Source organism: Marinobacterium rhizophilum DSM 18822 (genome assembly GCF_000378045.1).
Lineage (GTDB): Bacteria > Pseudomonadota > Gammaproteobacteria > Pseudomonadales > Balneatricaceae > Marinobacterium_A > Marinobacterium_A rhizophilum.
The window spans coordinates 31,773-52,368 of record NZ_KB899101.1; the positions used below are offsets into that span (position 1 = coordinate 31,773).

Annotated in this window: 19 protein-coding genes; 9 read left to right on the forward strand and 10 right to left on the reverse strand. The window is 59.1% G+C overall.

The features are described from left to right. Nucleotides 1-51: 51 nt before the first annotated feature. Nucleotides 52-1,584, reverse strand: coding sequence for a thymidine phosphorylase family protein (locus tag F451_RS0114365; protein ID WP_020682081.1), 1,533 nt, complete (start codon nt 1,582-1,584; stop codon nt 52-54). 454 nt (nt 1,585-2,038) lie between these two features. On the opposite strand from F451_RS0114365, the gene F451_RS0114370 reads away from it, so the two are divergent. The 3 genes from F451_RS0114370 (at nt 2,039) to F451_RS0114380 (ending at nt 4,321) form a co-directional block, all read left to right on the forward strand. After that, a complete protein-coding gene (locus F451_RS0114370) occupies nt 2,039-2,446 on the forward strand; it encodes a CBS domain-containing protein (protein ID WP_020682082.1) in 408 nt (135 codons plus the stop codon). An 86-nt stretch (nt 2,447-2,532) separates the two neighbouring features. Next, nucleotides 2,533-3,597 (forward strand): DnaT-like ssDNA-binding domain-containing protein, encoded by a 1,065-nt coding sequence (locus F451_RS0114375; protein ID WP_020682083.1) that lies wholly within the window; start codon nt 2,533-2,535, stop codon nt 3,595-3,597. Beyond that, the gene (locus tag F451_RS0114380; RefSeq protein ID WP_240476486.1) at nt 3,515-4,321 is read left to right on the forward strand and encodes a replication protein P; all 807 of its coding nucleotides are present in this window, start codon (nt 3,515-3,517) and stop codon (nt 4,319-4,321) included. Before F451_RS0114375 ends, F451_RS0114380 begins: the two co-directional genes overlap by 83 nt. A 57-nt stretch (nt 4,322-4,378) precedes the next feature. On the opposite strand, the gene F451_RS0114385 is transcribed toward F451_RS0114380, so the two are convergent. The 4 genes from F451_RS0114385 to F451_RS0114400 all read right to left on the reverse strand — a co-directional run bounded on the left by F451_RS0114385 (nt 4,379) and on the right by F451_RS0114400 (nt 9,251). Then, a complete protein-coding gene (locus F451_RS0114385; protein WP_020682085.1) occupies nt 4,379-5,419 on the reverse strand; it encodes a DUF3549 family protein in 1,041 nt (346 codons plus the stop codon). Nucleotides 5,420-5,492: 73 nt separating this feature from the next. Further along, complete coding sequence (locus F451_RS0114390) at nt 5,493-7,502, reverse strand: monovalent cation:proton antiporter family protein (protein WP_020682086.1); 2,010 nt, start codon at nt 7,500-7,502, stop codon at nt 5,493-5,495. 67 nt (nt 7,503-7,569) lie between these two features. Then, a complete protein-coding gene (locus F451_RS0114395; protein ID WP_020682087.1) occupies nt 7,570-7,896 on the reverse strand; it encodes a YqcC family protein in 327 nt (108 codons plus the stop codon). Further along, complete coding sequence (locus tag F451_RS0114400) at nt 7,893-9,251, reverse strand: class II 3-deoxy-7-phosphoheptulonate synthase (protein ID WP_020682088.1); 1,359 nt, start codon at nt 9,249-9,251, stop codon at nt 7,893-7,895. The genes F451_RS0114395 and F451_RS0114400 overlap by 4 nt, the downstream gene beginning before the upstream one ends. A gap of 228 nt (nt 9,252-9,479) precedes the next feature. Here F451_RS0114400 and F451_RS0114405 point away from each other — a divergent pair, with 228 nt between their 5' ends. Beyond that, complete coding sequence (locus F451_RS0114405) at nt 9,480-9,887, forward strand: carboxymuconolactone decarboxylase family protein (RefSeq protein WP_020682089.1); 408 nt, start codon at nt 9,480-9,482, stop codon at nt 9,885-9,887. 125 nt (nt 9,888-10,012) lie between these two features. On the opposite strand, the gene F451_RS0114410 is transcribed toward F451_RS0114405, so the two are convergent. From F451_RS0114410 to F451_RS0114420, 3 genes are all read right to left on the reverse strand, one after another. Then, nucleotides 10,013-10,927: a LysR family transcriptional regulator gene (locus tag F451_RS0114410; RefSeq protein ID WP_020682090.1), complete on the reverse strand. Its 915-nt coding sequence runs from the start codon at nt 10,925-10,927 to the stop codon at nt 10,013-10,015. Between the two features lie 158 nt (nt 10,928-11,085). Further along, nucleotides 11,086-11,994 carry an ornithine carbamoyltransferase gene (gene argF, locus F451_RS0114415; RefSeq protein WP_020682091.1) on the reverse strand — a complete coding sequence of 303 codons (909 nt, stop codon included), beginning with the start codon at nt 11,992-11,994 and terminating at the stop codon, nt 11,086-11,088. Between the two features lie 51 nt (nt 11,995-12,045). After that, on the reverse strand, nt 12,046-13,233 hold the full coding sequence (locus F451_RS0114420) for an aspartate aminotransferase family protein (RefSeq protein ID WP_026291778.1): 1,188 nt from the start codon (nt 13,231-13,233) through the stop codon (nt 12,046-12,048). Nucleotides 13,234-13,556: 323 nt separating this feature from the next. Here F451_RS0114420 and grxD point away from each other — a divergent pair, with 323 nt between their 5' ends. Beyond that, complete coding sequence (gene grxD / locus F451_RS0114430) at nt 13,557-13,895, forward strand: Grx4 family monothiol glutaredoxin (protein WP_020682094.1); 339 nt, start codon at nt 13,557-13,559, stop codon at nt 13,893-13,895. Between the two features lie 92 nt (nt 13,896-13,987). After that, on the forward strand, nt 13,988-14,590 hold the full coding sequence (locus F451_RS0114435) for a peroxiredoxin (protein ID WP_020682095.1): 603 nt from the start codon (nt 13,988-13,990) through the stop codon (nt 14,588-14,590). A gap of 99 nt (nt 14,591-14,689) precedes the next feature. On the opposite strand, the gene rnt is transcribed toward F451_RS0114435, so the two are convergent. Next, nucleotides 14,690-15,346 carry a ribonuclease T gene (gene rnt / locus F451_RS0114440; protein WP_020682096.1) on the reverse strand — a complete coding sequence of 219 codons (657 nt, stop codon included), beginning with the start codon at nt 15,344-15,346 and terminating at the stop codon, nt 14,690-14,692. Between the two features lie 363 nt (nt 15,347-15,709). On the opposite strand from rnt, the gene F451_RS0114445 reads away from it, so the two are divergent. Both F451_RS0114445 and F451_RS0114450 read left to right on the forward strand, forming a co-directional pair. After that, a complete protein-coding gene (locus tag F451_RS0114445) occupies nt 15,710-16,564 on the forward strand; it encodes a flagellar protein MotY (RefSeq protein ID WP_240476487.1) in 855 nt (284 codons plus the stop codon). Between the two features lie 106 nt (nt 16,565-16,670). Next, nucleotides 16,671-17,897, forward strand: coding sequence for an argininosuccinate synthase (locus F451_RS0114450; RefSeq protein ID WP_020682098.1), 1,227 nt, complete (start codon nt 16,671-16,673; stop codon nt 17,895-17,897). A gap of 123 nt (nt 17,898-18,020) precedes the next feature. Here the strand turns inward: F451_RS0114450 and F451_RS0114455 are convergent, their stop codons facing one another. Beyond that, complete coding sequence (locus tag F451_RS0114455) at nt 18,021-18,320, reverse strand: hypothetical protein (RefSeq protein ID WP_240476488.1); 300 nt, start codon at nt 18,318-18,320, stop codon at nt 18,021-18,023. A 112-nt stretch (nt 18,321-18,432) separates the two neighbouring features. Between F451_RS0114455 and F451_RS0114460 the strand changes: the two genes are divergently transcribed. Further along, the gene (locus F451_RS0114460) at nt 18,433-20,592 is read left to right on the forward strand and encodes a type I secretion system permease/ATPase (RefSeq protein ID WP_040879885.1); all 2,160 of its coding nucleotides are present in this window, start codon (nt 18,433-18,435) and stop codon (nt 20,590-20,592) included. Nucleotides 20,593-20,596: the final 4 nt, after the last annotated feature.

Sequence of the window (20,596 nt, forward strand, 5' to 3'; positions counted from 1 at the left end):
CCAGCCGAGCCGCCACTGCAGGGTCCGGGGCCAGGTTAAACAGCAGAGGCTTCATGTGACGGTCTCCGAGAGAGGTTGTAGCTCGACAACATTGGGGTGCTGTTCCAGATAATCGACGGCGTAATTCAGCTCGCCCGAACTTTCGGCATGAATGCTCAGCAGTATCTCATTGGGTTCGATGCGATCGCCGAGCTTGACCGGAATATGCACACCGGCGGCAGGGTCTATGGGGGCGCCGGCTAGTTTGGCAATTTTCGACAGCAGGCGATTGTCGATGGCGCTGACAACACCCGCCTCGTGGGCGGTCAGGTTATAACGATAGGGCGCGACAGGGGGACGTTTCAGACTGCCCTGCGCCATGCAGATGGCCTGAAACTTGCCCCAGGCATCGCCGGCTTCCAGCTTCTCGCGTGCCATGGGCTCGCCCAGACCCGGTTCGGCGAGGTCAGCCATTTCCAGCATGGCACCGGCGACCTGGCAGGCGCGATCCTTGAGATCCAGGGGGGCATCGGGCTTGTTCTGCAGTACCGCCAGTACATCCAGGGCTTCAAGCGCAGGACCTATGCCGCAGCCAACCGGCTGGCTGCCGTCGGTGCACAGGATGCACACATTGAGTCCCAGTTCAGCCGCCACCTGGCGAAAGGTATCGGCCAGTTTGTCGGCGGAGGCGCGGCTGCGTACCTTGGCGCTGGGTCCTACCGGAATATCGATCAGGACATGGGTGGCGCCGGCGGCGATTTTCTTGGACAGCACCGAGGCAACCAGCTGACCCTCGCTATCGATATCCAGCGCCCGTTCCACCTGTATCAGCAGATCGTCGGCGGGGCTCAGGCGGACTGAGCCGCCCCAGGCCAGACAGCCACCGACTCGGGTAACGATATCCTTCATTTGCTCCCTGTCCAGGCAGACATTGGTCAGCACTTCCATGGTATCGGCCGTGCCCGCCGGAGACGTGATTGCCCGTGACGAGGTTTTGGGTACTGTCAGGCCACAGGCCGTTAGAATGGAGACCACGATCGGGCTGGTGCGGTTGCCGGGCAGGCCGCCGACACAGTGCTTGTCGATCACCATGGGCAGTTCCCAGTCGATGGTGTCGCCGGCCTGGATCATGGCGCGGGTCAGCGCCGTAACTTCCTGCAGGCTGAGGTTGTCGGCACCGCAGGCCGTTATGAACGCGGCAACATGCACATCGGCATAACGACCGTCGACGATATCCTCGATGATGCTCTGCAACTGTGGCTGTTCCAGTGTGTGACCGAACACCTTGGCGCGCACGTAGGATAGCGACTGTACCGGTGCCGGGTGGGATACCCTGATGTGGGCGTCCGCGTCTAATGCGAGCCGTTTCCAGGCCGGTTCCGAGAATCCGATCTGGCCATTGGCCACCAGGTCGCCGTTAACGATATTGAGGGTCGCGATAATATGGTTGCCGTTACTTGATACCAGAACGCGTGACAGCGCCGAAAAGCCCTCGGAGCGGCATACCGGGCTGTCCGCGTGCAGGTAGATAATGAGCTCCTGGCGGGTGTCGATACCGAGCCGCAGGGGCTCTAGCGGAGCCATTTTTTCAGGGGGTAGGATCATGCGCCGGCGCTCCGCTGTCTTTTCGTTACTGTTATGGGGCGTGCCTCCAATTTAGCAGCTTCATCGCCAGGTGGCATGAAACCGAACCTTAATCGGTGCCCGGTCATGATCTGGCGCACAGACGCGTCTGTTCACCGGGCCTTGCTGCGCCCCGATCCGCTCACTGAAGCAGGCTGAACTACTATTAATCTGACTGGCAAAAGGGTTCCCTGCCTGATTTGCCAGTCACGCCAGCGGCTCTCTAACCCACAAGAGCCGGCGCACGTGCGCGGGCATGCTGGACTTGTTTGGGGGCAGGGGGGCGCTCGCGATGGGCCATCTTTTCAAAGGAAGGCCCAATGATTGCGCATTCCTGCTTCATGTATTAATCCGCCGGGTTGATATTCAGACAGGTGGGCGTTGGCGGCACGTTGCCGGGAACGTTCATGGCGCTTTGGATTAAGGAGGCATCTTTATGCTCAGATCCGTCAAGGCATCGGATTACATGGCTCGGGACCTGGTGACGTTTAAACCGGATACCGACTTGTTCCAGGCCATACATCAGCTTTTGCAGAGGAAAATCAGCGGCGCTCCGGTTGTGAATGAAGAGGGTATGTTAGTGGGGGTGCTGTCGGAGGTGGATTGCCTGCGTGCGATCCTTACGCTGACCTACCATGAAGAGGAGTTTGGCGGTAAGGTTGCGCAGTACATGTCGCAGGATATCTGTACCATCGAGTATGATGCCGATATCATCAAGGTCGCCGATACCTTTATCAGTAAAGGTATGCGCCGCTTGCCGGTGGTGCAGCGTGGCAGACTGGTCGGACAGATCAGCCGCTGCGATGTACTGCGTGCAGTGGAAGTTTTTGCCCAGGATGGCTGAAGTGCGGTCTGAGCCGTGTTCGTGTCGGGACGTCGACGGTCAAGGGACAGGCGCCTGCCTGCCCACATTTATTTCTCTGGAGTCTCATGGGTTATCGCTTCCCGGAACAACCGATTCTGTTTTATCCCTCCCTGGCCCGCCGCATCGGCAGCGATGAGGCGTTGTTGCTGGCTATTTATCACGACCGGGCCCGTACTGGCGGGCGAGCAGAGCCCGCCGAACTGGTACTCAGCCGGGCGCAGTGGCTGAAAATCGCCGATTTCTGGGATGAGGCCTACCTGCGCAGTGTGACCGAAAGCCTGGTGCGCCAGGGCTGTATCAGGGGGTCTGTCGACAGCGCCCTGGTGAGGTTAAGTCTGCAGTCCCAGGCCGCCATCGAAGAGCCTGTTACTGAAGAAGCATCGGCGCGTGACGCGAGCACGGTTGCAGAAGAAGAGGCTGTGCCAGAGCCTGAAAGCGACAGCGCTGTGCAGACGGCTCATGCAGCCTGGTCCAGGTCTGAGTCTGAGCCTGCGCCAGCACCCGAGCACGCGACGGAGGCGGCGACTGCCAGTCATCTTGACCGCAGCGGGCGCCGGCCGAATACAGGCGCCACCAGAAGCGCCGAGCCGGAGAGCCAAGCCGATACGTTAAGCCGGCTGGATGTGCGCGATACGCCACCGCGACCATTGACACGCCAGGCATTGCGGCCGCAACCGCAGCCGCAAACGATTCAGGCGCGCGGGCCTGCACCGACCTTTGGCGGCGCAAGTGGCTGGCGCCGCCACAAGGACGAGCTGCAGGTACTGTTCGAGCAGCATGAAGAGCGCAACCAGCAGCTCAAACCGATGCAGCTTGGCTGGCGGCCATCGGCAACATTCTTTGCGCTGCTGCCACGGCACAATATCGCCGAGGAGTATGCTGAAGGCCTGCTCGACGAGTTCGTGCTCTACTGGCTCGACAAGGACCGCAAGGAAACCAACTGGGATCAGAAATTCCTCGCCTGGGTCAAACGGGAATGGGTACGCAAGCAGACCCGCGATGGCCGCAACACCGGCGCCGACAAAGAGCGACAGACAGGTTTTAACAATGAAAACACCCGCCGAGATACTCGGGAAAAACGCAAACAGGTTACCGCAGCAATCATGGACATCCGCGACACCGACTGGTAACCGCCGCTCCGAGGGCGAGACCGATGCCGGGCCCCTGCCGCTGGAAACCAAGGCGCTGGTCAACATGCTGTTTGCCCGCTTTATGGCGATTTATGGCCACAAGTTCAAAAGCTGCTTTGAAACCCAGGATGAAATTCGCATTGCCAAGCGTGAATGGGCGCTCAGTTTGCGTGGCTATGGCGAGCGCGAGCTGGTGGCGGCGATCGACCACTGCAAAGAGCAGCTGGCCTGGATGCCGACCATCTCTGAATTTCTCAAGATCCTGCATGAACAGGAGGGCGATTTTGGTCTTCCCGGTGTACTGCGGGCCTATGAAGAGGCCTGTATGCATGCCGAGCGTCCGACGCGGCATGAATGGTCTCATCCGGCAGTGTATCAGGCGGGTCGTGCCACTGGCTGGTTTCGGCTGCGCAGCGAAGAGCAACGGCGGGTGCTACCGGACTTTCGCTACAACTACGAAGTGATGTCGCGCCGTGTTCGCGAGGGTGAGGATCTGAGTGTGCCGGTGGCGGTGGGGCTGCCCGACGGGCGCAGCAATACGCTGGTGGCCTTTATTCAGCGCTGGGGCGAGGAGCAGGAGCTGGCACCCGAAGTGGCGGCGAGCCTGCTGTATTACCTCACCAAGCCCAAAGGCTCACGGGTGCGCGACCTGTATCGCAGCGCGTCCGAGAAAAAGGTGCAGCAGCTCGGTCTCAAGCTTGAGCTGCCACAGGACTATCAATAGCCAATATCCAATAGCGCGCGGCGCAATGCAGCGCGCAACGCTCGTTTGGCTGAGCCGTTAGCTTGAAAAATTGCTGCCGAACATGGCGCCGATGGCCGCTGACAGGGTGTCGCTGCGATCGGGATTGCGAAACGCCTCCATGATGGGGCGGCGCAACGTCGGCATGAACATCAGGTCGGCCAGGATGCGCGAAAATCCGTTCTGGCCGGTTTCCCCCGCCGCCAGGCGCTCCAGAAAAACCTGCAACAGCGCAGGGTCTTTCAGGCTGTCGCAGCAACGCGTTGCGAGCGCGACCAGCACTTCCGTTTCCTGGGCGCGTTCACTGGCCAGTACCTGAGCAAGCCAGGCGCGCCTGAGGGTTTCACTTCGGCTGTTGGATGCCGCCCGTACCAGTGCCGCCAGCATGCCCTGATCATCCGTGTCTTGTGCCAGGCAGCGATTCAGGCGGGGCTGTAATGCCTGCATCAGGCGATGACCCGGCTCCACGTGCTCCAGTGCGCAGCACAGTGCCCGCAACGGTTCATCGGGCAGGCTTTCGATGGCGCCGATCAGCAGGGCCTCGTTGTTGCCTTTTTCCAGGCGTACCACCAGGTCGGCGATACCCTGCTGTCCCAGGTTGGGCCACTGGTCAAACCCAAGCTGACCGGCAAAGTAGTGCTGCGCATATTCATAATGGCGTGAGGCCGGCAGCCCAAGGGCCTGATTGGCATGGGCATGGAAGATGGCCATTTTTTCGGTATCGGGTTTGAACGAAAAGGGGTTGTCCTTGAGCGCATCCGGGCCACCGTCGAGCAGGCCGCTGATATTCTTCAGCAGGCGTTGCAGCAGGTCGTCGCGTACGGCCTGGATCAGGTAGCCCTGCTCATCCAGCGGCAGCTTGAGAAACCAGACGGCATTGCGGTCTGATTCTTTTGGGTGCCACAGCAGCAGGCCGACCCAGGCGTGGTGCAGGTAGGGCAGCGGATAGGCGGCCTGGCCCTGTTCGACGCGGGCAAAGACCTCGGCGGACACCTTGCTGACCCGCCGGCCCATGTCAAACAGGCGACAGCGCGCGCCGGTCTGGTGAATCAGGTCCAGTAACGATTGAATAGGGTCCACAGTGCTGTCCTCGGGTACGGTGCGTCAGGGAGCGGATTTTAACAGCCCCTGACGAACGAGGACAGCCAGCCTGTCAGCCGGCCAGCAACACGGCTTCTGCTTCCTCCACCACACTGACGCTACCGCGCAGAATCACGATATCGTTATCCTCCAGCCGGGTGTCGAGGTCCACTGAGCTGAGCAGTTCGTCTCCGCGGCGGATGGATTCCACTTCGGCTTTTATCTGCAGCTCGCGCAGGCTTCGGCCGGAACCATGACAGCCGGGTTGCAGTATCACCGGGTGCAGCACTTCGGCCTGGTCACCGCGGCGGTCGAGCTTGCTGGACTGGCCGCCATGGTAGTAGCCGTGCAGCAAGCGGTAGCGTTCCTCGCGCACGCGGCTGATGCGCGACTCGATGGCATCGCGGGGAATGTCCAGCAGCGTCAGCACATGGGAGACCAGCATCAGGCTGCCCTCCAGGGCCTCGGGAATCACTTCGGTGGCACCGGCTGCCTGCAGCTCCAGCAGGCGACTGTCATCCTGGGTGCGCACCAGCACCGGAAGGTCGGGAAAGTGGTGCTTGAGGCCATGCAGGGCGGTCAGTGCGTCGCTGTCGCTGGGGAAGGTCAGAATCAGCAGGCGCGCCCGGCTGGAGCCCAGGGTCTTCAGCAGGTCTGTGCGCCTGGCATCGCCGTAATAAATACGCTCGCCGGCGGCGGCGGCCTGCTGAACGCGCAGCGGATCGCTGTCGATGGTGATGTACGGAATCTGCAGTGGCTGCAGGAAACGGGTGATCACCTGGCCGACGCGCCCATAGCCACAGAGGATCACATGGTCGGTCAGTTCCTCCAGGTCCGCCGGCAGTGGTGCGCCGTACGCGGGAGTCGTGCCGTGCGTGGGGGATCGGTGAATGCGCTGGCTCAGCGTGGCGCTGAAGCGAATCAGCAGGGGGGTGGCGAGCATGCTGAGAATGATAATGGCCACGACCTGGGTATTTAGCTCGCTGCTGATGAGCTGGTGGCTCGAGGCCAGCGTGAGCAGGGCGAAGCCGAACTCCCCGCCCTGGGCCAGGCAGATGCCGGCCCGCAGCGCATTGGGCAGATCCCGCTGCAGAACATGGGCGGCCAGGGCAATCAGGCTGCCTTTGAGCAGTAAAAGACCGGCCGTCAGCAGCAGTACCCAGTGCCCGTTCTGGGCCAGTGCCGACAGGTTCAACTGCATGCCGACCGACACAAAGAACAGTCCGAGCAGTACGTCTCTGAAGGGGCGGATATCGGCTTCAAGCTGATGCCGGTAACGGCTTTCGCCCAGCATCATGCCGGCCAGAAAGCCACCGAGGGCCATCGACAGGCCGGCAGCATGGGTGAGCCAGGCGGCTGTCAGGGCGGCGACCAGGGTGGTCAGTACAAACAGCTCGTCGGAGCGAGACTTGGCGACCTCATTGAGCAGTCGCGGCAGCACCGTGCGTCCGAACATGAGCAGGGCGACCAGTATTGCGGCACCTTCCAGCAGGGTGGGGACCAGTGTCTGCAGGTTCACTGAGGTGTGGTCGCTTCCCAGTGTCGGGACAAGAATCAGGAAGAACACCGCGGCCAGATCCTGGAAGATCAGTATGCCCACCGACAGCCGGCCATGCGGTGCATTGATTTCATTGCGCCGAATCAGTTCGCGGGTGACGATTGCGGTGGATGACAGCGCCAGCGCGCCAGCGACGACCAGGCTGGCGGCAAAGGGCAGGCCGGCCGCCGTTGCCAGCCCCATGATCAGCGCCGTGGTCGCCAAAACCTGGATGGAGCCAAGTCCGAATACGGTCCGTCGCATCGCAATCATGCGGGGCAGGGAAAACTCCAGCCCCAGCATGAACAGCAGAAAGACGACGCCCAGCTCACTGAGCAGCGCGATGCCGGCATCGTTACCGACCAGGCCCAGTGCATAGGGGCCCAGCAGGGTGCCGACGCTGAGGTACGCCAGAATCGGAGGCAGGCCGATGCGGCGAAACAGGCTAATCACCACCACGGCGGTGGCAATGATGGTCAGAAACTGATGGAAAAACCCCTGTTCCATGGTTGTCAGTTCCATAGCGATGAAGTTGAGACGTCCCATGCCAGACCCGTAGCGGGTCTGATGTGGGAACGGTGCCCGGGCGGGCTGTTAGTACCTGATCAGGGCGCTAGTGCAGCAGGCGCAGGGTGCTGTCGATCTCGTGGATCAGGTCGAGCAGTGCGGCTGTATCGGCATCAATGCCCTTGAAGGCTTCTTCAGCCATGGCGGCTATATCACTGCTGCCCGGCAGGGGCTGTTGCAGGGAAATCATGCTGTCGAAGCGCGGAATCATGATCCACTGCAGCCATTCGCAGAAGCTCAGGCTGTCTACGCAGAATGGCTCGGTGCTGCTCAGCGCCTCGGCAGACGGGGACGTTTGCTGCCAGAGCTGCATTGATTGCAGCTCCTGTTCGAGCTGGCGCAGCAGCCGATATAGTTGCTGGTGCTGTGTCACCGGTTTGAGCTCCGTGCGTGTTTCAGCGTATCTGCAATCAGGAACGCAAGTTCCAGCGCCTGTTCGCCATTGAGGCGTGGGTCGCACTGGGTCTGGTAGCGGTCGGCCAAGCCTTCTTCGGTGATCTGGAAGGCGCCGCCGACACACTCGGTAACGTTCTGGCCGGTCATCTCGAAGTGCACGCCACCGGCATGAGTGCCCTCGGCGTTGTGTACATCGAAGAAGCCCTTTATTTCCTGCAGGATCGCCTCGACGCTGCGGGTCTTGTAGCCGTTGGACGCCGTGGTGGTGTTGCCGTGCATCGGGTCTGAACTCCAGACCACGCAGCGGCCGGCCATCTGGACGGCGCGCACCAGCGGAGGCAGCTTCTCGGTGATCTTGTCGGCGCCCATGCGTGCGATCAGGGTGATACGTCCGGGCAGGTTCTGGGGGTTCAGAATGTCCAGCAGTCGCAGCAGGTCGTCGGTATTGGTACTGGGGCCGACCTTGATGCCAATCGGGTTTTTCACGCCGCGCAAGAATTCCACGTGGGCATGATCCGGCTGGCGGGTGCGGTCACCGATCCACAGCATGTGGGCCGAGCAGTCGTACCAGTCGTTGGTCTGACTGTCGCGGCGGGTGAGTGCCTGCTCGTACCCCAGCAGCAGTGCCTCGTGGGACGTGTAGAGCGAAGTCTCCTTGATCTGCGGGGTGTTCTGGGCGTGCACGCCGCAGGCTTCCATAAAGGCCAGCGCCTGGTCGATCTGGTCGGCCAGGTGCTGGTATTTTTCACCCAGCGGGCTTTTCTCGACGAAGCCGAGGTTCCAGCGATGCACCTGGTGCAGATCGGCGAAACCGCCCTGGGCAAAGGCGCGAAGCAGATTCAGGGTGGACGATGACTGGTGGTAGGCACGCAGCAGCCGTTGCGGATCCGGTACACGGGCCGCGGCGGTGAATTCGATATCGTTGATGATGTCGCCGCGATAACTTGGCAGTTCGATGCCGCCACGGGTTTCGAGATCGGTTGAGCGCGGCTTGGCAAACTGGCCGGCCATGCGGCCGATTTTGACCACCGGGCAGCTGCCGGCGAAGGTCAGCACCACTGCCATTTGCAACAGCAGCTGGAAGGTGTCCCGAATCTTGTTGGCATTGAACTCCGAGAAGCTCTCGGCGCAGTCGCCGCCCTGCAGCAGAAATGCGCGGCCTTCGGCGACATTGGCCAGCTGTGCATGCAGCGAGCGGATTTCTCCGGCAAACACCAGCGGTGGCAGGGCGCTCAGTTCGTCTTCCACGGCGGCAACGGCACGTGTGTCGGTGTAGGTCGGCTGCTGCACGATCGGCTTTTCGCGCCAGCTGCTGGGGCTCCAGTCTTGCATGATAATGGATTCTGTCTGGGGTCAATTTAGAGGAAGGCAACAGTTTACGGCATCATCCACAAGAAACAAGGCCGCAGTGCCCGCAGGATTGGCGCTGGCAGGGGGTTGTGTGCTGTTGCCGGGCCCTTTTGGTATTCGTGCAGACCACTGCTTGTATTCATTCGGCGTGTTGGGGGTAATATCGTCCCTAATGATTGAGTGATGATGATTGAATTCAGGAGGGTAGCTGTGTCGAAGGATGATTGGGAAAATGGCCTGCGGGTACGTACCGAGGTGATGGGCGAAGATTTCGTTAATCGGGCATTGGACGGTGCCAGTGACTTTACGCGGCCTATGCAGGATTGGCTGAACGAACATGCCTGGGGGTCTACCTGGCAGCGCGAGGGCTTGTCGCGACAGACCCGCAGCCTGGTGACGATTGCGATGCTGGCGGCACTGAAAGCACCCACAGAGCTGAAGGGGCATGTGCGTGGGGCGCTGCGCAACGGTTGCAGCGTCGCGGACATACAGGAAGTGCTGCTGCAATCTCTGCTCTATTGTGGTGCGCCGGCGGCGCAGGAAGCTTTTCGGGCGGCCAGGGAGGTGATTGAAGACTGGGAAGCGGCCAGGGCGCAGACCGGACCAGCGGCGCCTTGACTGCGCAGCGGCTAATGCATGGTGCGGTCATTATATCGGCCCGTATTCCGGGCTGATAGGGTCTGGAAGGCAAAGCCGATGGTGCTGCGGGTACGCGGTTTACGGCCTGCCGGCTTTTATTCAATCTACGCGGTCTTGATACCGCTGAGGTTGCGAAAGGACACTTCCTTGGCGGTATTGAGGAAGTCCACCATGAATTCGGATGATTTCTGATCTTCACGGATAGCGGCATACAGCGTACACCAGACGCCCTTGTCGCCCAGGGGACGGGCGGTGATATAGTCACGCTCCAGGTAGTCGTGTATGGCCCAGTTGGGCAGCGCCGATACGCCCCGGCCGCTGGCGACCAGTTGCAGGATCATCACGGTCAGCTCTGCGGTGCGAATTTCAGCAGGATCGACCCCGGCCGGATCCAGAAAGTGGTTGAATATGTCCAGCTTGCCATGATCCACCGGATAGGTAATCAGGGTTTCCCTGGACAGGTCATCGGCCTGGATGTGACGTCGCGCGACGAGGCGGTGCTGCTTGGCGATGGCCAGCACGGATTCGTAACTGAACAGCGGAATGTAGATTATGCCGGTGCGGGTTTCCGGGTCCGATGTGATCACCAAATCAAGATCGCCGCGGGCCAGTGCCGGGAGCGGCTGAAAGCTGAAGCCGCTGGAAAGATCCATTTCGACTTCCGGCCAGTTCTGACGGAAGTGGTCGATGGTTGGCATCAGCCATTCAAAGCAGCTATGGCACTCGATACAGATATTCAGGCGTCCGGCTTCGCCGCCGGCAAGGCGAGCAATATCCCGTTCGGCGTTGCGGATCATGGGCAGTACATCATCCGCCAGCGTCAGCAGGCGCTGGCCGGAAGAGGTAAAACAGATGGGCTTGGTTTTACGAATGAACAGCGAACAGTTCAGCCGTTCTTCCAGGTCCTTTATCTGATGTGAAAGGGCCGATTGGGTCAGATGAACCCGCTCAGCGGCTTCCACCAGGCTGCCGGCATCTCGCAGGGCTGCCAGAGTCTTAAGATGCCTTAGTTCGACCATGCACGATACCCATCCTGGACCAAATTAACGAAATTATAGCGGTAAACACGGCAGCTCGTAGGGATGATGCGGCAAACCGGAGCCAATTAGACGGTATCGGGCGTGACTTCCTGCCTCTGCGGGCACTGTTGCCAGTGCCCGCAGAAAAGCGACAGGCTTTATTTTTTAACCAGCAGGAATTCCAGCAGTGCCTTTTGGGCGTGCAGGCGGTTTTCCGCTTCATCAAACACGATGGAGCGGGGGTCATCCAGCATGTCTTCGCTGACTTCCTCGCCCCGGTGGGCAGGCAGGCAGTGCAGGAAAACGGCGTCCGGATTCGCCAGGTCCATCAGGGCAGGACTCACCTGGAAGCCAACAAATTTGCGCTCGCGAATGCGCTGCTCGTCTTCCTGACCCATGGAGGCCCAGACATCGGTTGCGATCAGGTCGCTGCCGCGCACTGCTTCCTGGGGATCGCGGAACAGCGTCACGCGGTCGCCATGCTCTTCGAGCAGTGACTGCATGGGTTCGAAACCTTCCGGGCAGCAAATGTGCAGGCGGAAATCGAGCAATGCGGCAGCGTTGATATACGAGTTGCACATGTTGTTGCCATCGCCGATCCAGACTGCTGTCTTGCCCTGGATCGAGCCGCGATGTTCGTGGTACGCCTGCATGTCGGCCAGCAGCTGACAGGGGTGATAATCATCCGTCAGCGCGTTGATGACGGGCACACGGGAGTACTGTGCAAAGGTCTCAACGGTGTCGTGGCTGAACGTACGGATCATGACCACATCGACCATGCTCGAGATAACCCGGGCACTGTCTTCTACCGGTTCACCACGTCCCAGCTGGGTATCTCGCGAAGACAGGAACATGGCATGGCCGCCAAGCTGGGCCATGCCGGCTTCGAAGGACACACGGGTACGCGTAGAGGCCTTTTCGAAAATCATGGCCATGACGTGGTTCTGCAGCGGTTCGTAGACGACGCCTGCGTTGCGCATTTGTTTCAGTTCGCCCGCCCGTGCGATGAGTTGTTTCAGCTCGTCCGGGGACAGGTCTTTAAGTGTCAGAAAATGTCTCGTGCTCATAGGTAATGTCTGCTTCAGCAGATCCTCTGAGGGCGGCGGTCGAGGTTAGGATTACCGCTCGTCAGCCGCATAGATCTGGATCAGTTTTGACAGCGTGTTAACCAGCAGGTCCGCTTCGCTATCGCTCATAATCAGGGGAGGCAGCAGTCGTACGACGCGGCCGCCACCGGTAACGTTCAGCAAGATGCCCTTGACCTTGGCGAGCACCGCAAGTTCGGTGCCAGCTTCTGTCAGCTCGATGCCGATCATCAGGCCCTTGTTGCGGATTTCCCGAATATAGTCCGAGCCGCCTAGCTGGGCGCGAAAACCGTCGCAGATCCGCTTGCCCAGTTGTTCTGCGCGCTGGCAGAGGTTTTCGCCCTGAATGGTATCCACGACCGCCAGCGCCGCCGCACAGGCCAGCGGGTTGCCACCATAGGTGGAGCCGTGGGTGCCCGGAGCCAGAATAGTGGCAGCTTTACCTGCGGCCAGACAAGCACCAATTGGCACGCCATTGCCCAGCCCTTTGGCTGTCGTCACAACATCGGGCAGGATGTTGTTGTGCTGGAACGCAAAGTACTTGCCGGTACGGCCGTTGCCGCTCTGGACTTCGTCAAGCATCAGCAGCCATTCGTGCTCATCACAGATGTTGCGCAGCGTGTTCAGGTAGTCGTCGGCTGGAATGCGGATGCCGGCCTCGCCCTGTACGGGTTCCACCAGAATGGCAACGACATTGGGGTTGTTGGCAGCGATGGTGCGAATGGCGTCGACGTCGTCGTAGGGGGCGCGCACAAATCCGCTGACCAGGGGCTCAAAGCCGACCTGCACGGCGCGGTTTCCGGTGGCGCTCAGTGTAGCCAGGGTGCGTCCGTGGAAGGAGTTTTCCATGACAATAATGGCCGGGTTGTCGATACCCTTCTGGTGCCCGTAGCGCCGCGCCAGTTTGATGGCGGCTTCGTTGGCTTCAGCACCGGAATTACCAAAAAATACGCTGTCCATACCGGAAATGGCGCACAGTCGCTCTGCCAGGCGTTCCTGCAGGGGGACGGTATAAAGGTTTGAGGTATGGATCAGCTTGGAGGCCTGTTCGCTGATGGCGTGGGTGACGGCCGGATGACTGTGGCCCAGGCCGCATACGGCGATGCCAGATAATGCATCCAGATACTTGTTGCCGTCCGTGTCATACAGCCAGGCGCCTGTGCCGTGGTCGAAGGCAACCGAGAGCCTGTTATATGTATTCATGATAGGCGTAACTGCCATCTTTGTGCTCCCTACAACGCAAAAAGGCAGCCCTGGCTGCCAATCAAAAGAAAGGCATTCTATTGACTAGCATTCATTTTGGCAATGGAAGTCGTGCCGGCAGCGATCCCTGTGGGCAGCAGTCGGGGCCTCATGCGTGAAAATCGTTTGGATCCGGGCTTGAAAACCAGGGTCGATGGCGCAATATATCGCTTCGTGTCAGGCGCTGAGTACCTGCTTTCGGGTATTTTTACCTGACCTTTTTGCTCGGACTTATGATAGGCTGGTGCAAGGCGTTCGCGCACGGCGGACTAGAGTTTCACCGTAGTTTTAAAGGTGTATCAATGAGTGTGACCGATACTATCAAAGAGCAGATCGAGAAAAATTCCATCCTGCTCTACATGAAGGGAACTCCGCGTTTCCCACAATGCGGTTTTTCATCCCGCACTGTTGAAGCAGTGATGAACTGTGGCGAGCGTTTTGCGTTCGTTAACATTCTGGAAAACCCCGAAATTCGTGCCGAGCTGCCCAAGTATGCGAACTGGCCGACCTTCCCGCAGTTGTGGGTGAATGGTGAGTTGGTGGGCGGGTGCGATATTGTTTGTGAGATGGCTGCCAATGGCGAGCTGGAAGTGCTGATCAAGCAAGCCGCTGCGAGCCAGGCGCCTGACGAGCAAGACTGAGTTAAACAGTATTCTTTCGGCGTGATCGCGAACTGCGGTCACGCCGAAGTTTTAAGTGTTGAAAATACGACCACCAATGGAGAAGAGAGCTAATGGGCGTACTAGTTGGCAAGCAAGCACCGGACTTTACCGCAGCAGCCGTTCTGGGCACTGGCGAGATCGTCGATTCATACAACCTGAAAGAAGCCATCAAGGGCAAGTATGGCCTGGTCTTCTTTTACCCGCTGGACTTCACTTTCGTGTGCCCGTCCGAGCTGATCGCTCTGGATAACCGCGTTGCTGCTTTCAAAGAACGCAATGTTGAAGTTATCGGTGTTTCCATCGATTCTCAGTTCTCCCACAATGCATGGCGCAACACCCCGATCAACCAGGGTGGTATCGGTCCTGTTAAATACACTCTGGTAGCTGACGTCAAGCACGAAATCTGCCAGGCGTACGATGTTGAGCACGATGCCGGTGTTGCATTCCGCGGCGCTTTCCTGATCGACCAGGAAGGCAATGTGCGTGCGCAGATCGTCAATGACCTGCCGCTGGGCCGTAACATCGACGAACTGATCCGCATGGTTGACGCGCTGCAGTTCCACGAAGAGCACGGCGAAGTGTGCCCGGCTGGCTGGAACAAGGGCGACAAGGGCATGAACGCCACTGCGGAAGGTGTTGCTTCTTACCTGGCCGAAGAATCTGGCAAGCTGTAAGTAAGTCCGTCTGCTGGTCGACTCCCCGGAGTCGGCCCGGCAGTCATAAAAAACCCGTCATCGCGACGGGTTTTTTGCGTTTGGGGGCAGCTGAACAGGTTAATCGTCGTACTGGCGGCTTTCCAGAACCATGTCCCAGCCGCCCAGGTCCTTCCAGCGGTTGACGATGGCGCAGAACAGCTCGGCTGTCTTGACCGTGTCGTAGAGCGCCGAGTGTGCTTTCTTGCCGTCGAAGTCGATACCGGCAACATCGCAGGCGCGCGCCAGCACCGTCTGGCCATAGGCAAGCCCGGCCAGGGTGGCGGTATCGAAGGTGGAAAAGGGGTGGAATGGATTGCGCTTGGCGTCTGTGCGCGTGGCGGCGGCCTGGATAAAGCTGTGGTCAAAGGCGGCATTGTGGCCGACTAGCACCGCACGCTTGCAGTTGTGTGCCTTGATGGACTTGCGGATGGCCTTGAAAATATTTTCCAGCGCCAGGGTTTCAGGAATGGCATTGCGCTCCGGATCGAAAGGATCAATGCCGGTAAAGTCCAGCGCGGACTGCTCCAGGTTGGCACCTTCAAAGGGATCGACCGCTTCATCAAAGCTTTGGTCAATCATCAGGTAGCCATTGTCATCCATTGTCAGGGTGACCGCGGCGACTTCCAGAAGGGCATCGGTACGGGGATTGAAGCCGGCCGTTTCAACGTCAATAACGACGGGCAGAAAGCCGCGAAAGCGGTCTGCCATCAGTTGCGGAATGGTGCTGTTGCTCAAGAGGAGTCCTTAGTTGCCGCGCATGCAGTCAGTGAGTAAGGCGCTATTCTAGCAACCCAGGCGCGCGGCCTCCATTGCTGAGCGCATATTCCCACAGAGTGGCGTCCGTTGACAGGTCGTTGAAAACCGCCCTGTATGGCCAATGCTGCGTCGAAAAATGCTCATTTACACAGCGTAAATTGCGGTATTTCGAGGAGGCTTGCCTTGTCTGGGCGGCTTGGCTAGCGCTTTTCGGCAATCGGTCAGGGGGATATGTGTGTGCTGCGCCTTGCTGTAATCGGCATGAACGTTAAAGGAAATGGAACTCAGGTCGATACGTTCGTGTGTGAGTGGGCGCGTGGCTCGGTCGAGGTGATAAATTTGTTGTGCAGACTTTCGTTGCTTTTGCTTGTCTGGCTCGGTGCTGAGGCCGCATCGGCTGTGACCTATCGGGCCGCAATTGATGACTCGCGCTGGGAGCTTGAATCGTCCAAGTTCAGCTGTCGTCTGAGTCAGGCGGTGCCGGCCTACGGGCGGGCGCTGTTCGAGCGCGAGGCCGGGGAGGATGTGCGCTTTAGCCTGCGTGCAGTTGATCAGGTGAGTGCATCGACGCAGGCGCTGCTGGTGGCCGAGGCGCCGCCCTGGCGCCCGGGCGTTGCACCGCAACTGATTGCGACGCTCAAGGTGGGTGCCGGCACGGGAGATATTGATGTCGCACCGGATCATGCCCGTCAAATGCTGGCGTTTCTGTACCAGGGTCTGGTGCCGACATTTACCCGCACCGACTGGCAGGGGACGGGGGAGCCGCTGAGGGTCGGTGTGTCGGCGGCAAACTTCGGCTCGGCCTACCAGGAATACAGTGGCTGTATCGAGGGGTTGCTGCCGGTTAATTATCGCCAGGTGGCCCGCACGGCCGTTCTGTTCCCGCCAGCGACCTTTGTGCTGTCGGATTCTGCGAGGGCGCGGCTCGATCTGATCGCGCTTTATGTCAAGCACGATGACAGCGTGCAGTCAGTCTATGTGGACGGGCACTCGGACAATCTGGGTCGCCGGCTGCTCAATCGCGACCTGTCGAAAAAGCGGGCTGAAGCCGTGACTCAGTACCTGACGGCCAAGGGTATGGACGAGTCCATGATTACGATGCGCTTTCACGGCGAACGCTATCCGGTGGTGCCCAATACCTCGGCGGCGAACCGGGATCGCAACCGTCGCGTCACTATTCGTCTTGAGCGTGAATAGCCTTCTGGGTCGAGGGCTTTCCTGATATACTGCCGCGTTTTTCGCGAATAGATTCTTCTCCGGAGGCTGATTCCAGCGTCCGGGCGATCTCATGTGGAGCTGAGACATGTCCGATATTAAAAAGGTTGTGCTGGCCTACTCCGGCGGACTTGATACTTCTGTCATCGTCCGCTGGTTGCAGGATACCTATAACTGCGAAGTCGTCACTTTTACCGCCGATCTGGGGCAGGGTGAAGAGGTTGAGCCTGCGCGTGCCAAGGCAGAGGCTCTGGGTGTAAAGGAAATTTACATCGAAGACCTGCGTGAAGAGTTTGTGCGCGACTTCGTATTCCCGATGTTTCGTGCCAATACCGTGTACGAAGGCGAATACCTGCTGGGTACTTCCATCGCGCGACCGCTGATCGCCAAGCGACTGATTGAAATTGCCAATGCGACCGGCGCCGACGCTATCTCCCATGGCGCGACCGGCAAGGGCAACGACCAGGTGCGTTTTGAGCTGGGTGCCTATGCACTCAAGCCCGGCGTCAAGGTCATTGCGCCCTGGCGTGAGTGGGATCTGACATCGCGTGAAACGCTGATGAAGTATTGCGAAGACCGCAATATTCCGGTCGACTTTTCCGGCAAGAAGAAAAAGTCGCCGTACTCAATGGATGCCAACTTGCTGCATATCTCCTACGAGGGTGGTGTGCTGGAAGATCCCTGGGCTGAAGCTGAAGAAGACATGTGGCGCTGGTCCGTGTCGCCTGAACAGGCGCCCAACGAGGCGACCTATATTGAACTGACCTACGCCAAGGGCGACATTGTTGCCATCGACGGTCAGGCCATGTCGCCGGCAACGGTGCTGGAAACGCTGAACAAGATCGGCGGTGCCAACGGTATCGGTCGACTCGATATCGTCGAGAACCGTTTTGTCGGCATGAAGTCCCGTGGCTGCTACGAGACGCCGGGGGGCACCATCATGCTGCGTGCGCACCGTGCCATCGAGTCTATTACGCTGGACCGTGAAGCGGCCCACCTGAAAGACGAGCTGATGCCGCGCTACGCCGAAACCATCTATAACGGTTTCTGGTGGTCGGAAGAGCGCAAAATGATGCAGCAGCTGATCGACTACAGCCAGCGCAACGTAAACGGTGATGTGCGACTGAAGCTCTACAAGGGCAATGTCGAAGTCGTCGGCCGCCGTTCCGCGGACAGCCTGTTTGATGAAAGCATCGCTACCTTTGAGGATGATGCCGGCTCCTACGATCAGAAGGATGCAGAGGGCTTCATCAAGCTGAACGCCCTGCGTATGCGCATTGCGGCAAGCAAGGGTCGCAACTTGCTGGAAGACTGATCGGTTTCGCACCTTTGAAAAGCCCGCCAGCTGTGCGGGCTTTTTTTCGCCCAAGGGAAAGGCGAATTTACGTCGAAGCCTGTGAGGCTTGTGTCAGGTGGGTATCGTGAGCAGGGCTGAGCGTCAGATCCAGGGTTCGTCGTCCTCGATCAGGATCGAGGGCGCCTGCGGGGTGTCGGTGGTGCTATTTTCAGGCTGTGCCGACTCTGCGCGGATGATGTTGCGCGCCAGCTTGCGGCTGAGCAGCTTTTTCTGCGAGGCGAGCGGGAAGTCCGTGAACATGATCAGGTTTTTATCAATCAGAATGTCGATCATGTCTTCAATGATGCGTACGGTGCCAACATCGGAGTGGTCCAGAAATTCTTCAGCTGAGAAGTTTTCGTCGTTGATGGACAGGAACTCAAGAACTTCCTTGTTTTTCACGTCCACAGCCTTTAAGCCGGGCCGGGCAGACTCGGTCAGGCCAATGATTCGGCCCTCCGTATTCCTTATGGCATAAAGCATCAGAGTGAGGGATATCAGGTAGTTAGGTTGCATGCTAGTATGGAGGCCGCGTTCCGAGCAGGTCAAGGAAATGGATGAAATTCAAGACCCCCTCCTGAGTTGTCTAGTCGAACTAAGCAAGCAGAATCACAACCCCTTGTCAGCGGATGTCTTGAGTGCAGGGTTGCCGCTTGAGGACAACCGACTAACACCGAAATTGTTTGTACAGGCGGCCAAGCGCGCCGGGCTTGCTGCGCGGGTATTGCCGCGCCCGTTGGCCGAGATTACACCGCTGGTACTGCCGGTGGTGCTGCTGCTGGATGATGGCAATGCCTGTATTCTTCAGGAACTGGATGCTGAGGATGGCTCGGCGTTCATTATTCAGCCGGAAAGTGGCGGCAAGCATCGTATAGGTTTGAAAGAGCTCGATGAGCACTATACCGGCCATGCCATTTTTGTACGGCTGGAATATCGCTACAGTGAGCGTGTCTCCAAGGTCTTGGCTGACCGGGACGGTCACTGGTTCTGGGGAACGCTGAAGCGCTCTGTGGCCATTTATCGGGATGTCTTGCTGGCGTCCCTTATGATAAACCTGTTTGTGCTGGCCAGCCCGCTGTTCGTGATGAACGTCTATGACCGGGTTGTGCCCAACTCGGCGATCGAGACCCTCTGGGTGCTGGCCATCGGCCTTTTCGCGGTGTATCTGTTCGATTTCGGGCTGAAAATGCTGCGTGCCTACTTTATAGAGGTGGCGGGCAAGAAGACCGATATTCTTCTTTCGGCCTTGCTGTTTGAAAAGGTGCAGGCGCTCAAGTATGGCGCCATGCCGCGCTCTGTCGGCTCCTTTGCCAATAATCTGCGTGAGTTTGAAAGCATTCGCTCGATGCTCAGTTCCACCGTGAATACGGTGCTGATCGATATCCCCTTTGCGTTGATCTTTCTGGCGGTGATTGGTCTTATAGGGGGGCCTCTGGTTGTTGTGCCCGTTATCGCCATTCCGGTTATCTACCTGTTTTCCCTGGTCGTGCGGCCGCGGCTGCGGGAAGCCGTTGAAAAAACGTTTGAGTCGGCTGCCCAGAAGAACTCAATCCTGATCGAAACCCTGACAGCGATGGAAACGGTCAAGACGCAGCGTGCCGCGTCGCCCCTGCAGTTGCGCTGGGAGCAGGCGGGTGGCTACATAGCGCGCTGGGGTTTGCGCTCGCGCATGTTGTCATCGTCCGTGGTTAATTTCGCCGGGCTGATCCAGCAGGTGACCTCCACGGCGCTCGTGATCCTGGGTGTCTACCTGATAAGTGAAAACGAACTGACCCTCGGTGCCCTGATCGCCTGTGTCATTCTGGCAGGCAGGGTAATTGCCCCCATGGGGCAGCTGGCGGGGTTGATTACCAACTTCCATCAGGCCTCCACTGCACTCAAAACACTGAACCAGATCATGGACATGCCAGAGGAGCGGGAAGATGGCCGGCATTTCGTGCACCGTCCCGAGCTCAAGGGCGCTATCGAGTTCAACCAGGTTTCCTTCGCCTATCCGGATGAGCAGCAAAAGGCGCTGGATCAGGTATCTTTTCGAATCAAGGCGGGTGAAAAGGTCGCCTTGATTGGTCGTATCGGTTCTGGTAAATCGACCATTGAGAAGCTGCTGATGGGGTTGTACAGCGCCACTGAGGGTGCTATCCGCATTGATGGTATTGATATCAGCCAGATTGATCCGGTCGATCTGCGTCGTCATCTGGGTTACGTGCCGCAGGACATTATGCTGTTTGCCGGCACACTGCGTGACAACATTACCCTGGGCTCGCCCCACGCCACCGATGAGCAGGTGCTGCGGGTGGCGCAGCTGTCAGGTGCCGATCATTTTATCAATCGCCACCCGCTGGGTTTTGACATGCAGGTGGGTGAACGCGGTGCTGCCTTGTCCGGCGGTCAGCGCCAGGCTGTGGCCGTGGCCAGGGCGCTGATTCATGACCCCAGCGTGCTGGTGCTTGATGAGCCGTCCAATGCCATGGATAACGCGTCTGAAGAGTACCTGAAAAAGCAACTGAGCAGCTTTGCCAGCGACCGTACCCTGCTGCTGGTCACGCACAAGATGTCCCTGTTGACGCTGGTCGACCGGCTGATCGTGATTGATGGCGGCAAGGTTGTGGCAGATGGGCCCAAGCAGGCCGTGCTGGATGCGCTGAAGCAGGGCCGCCTGCAGATCCGGACCTAGGGAA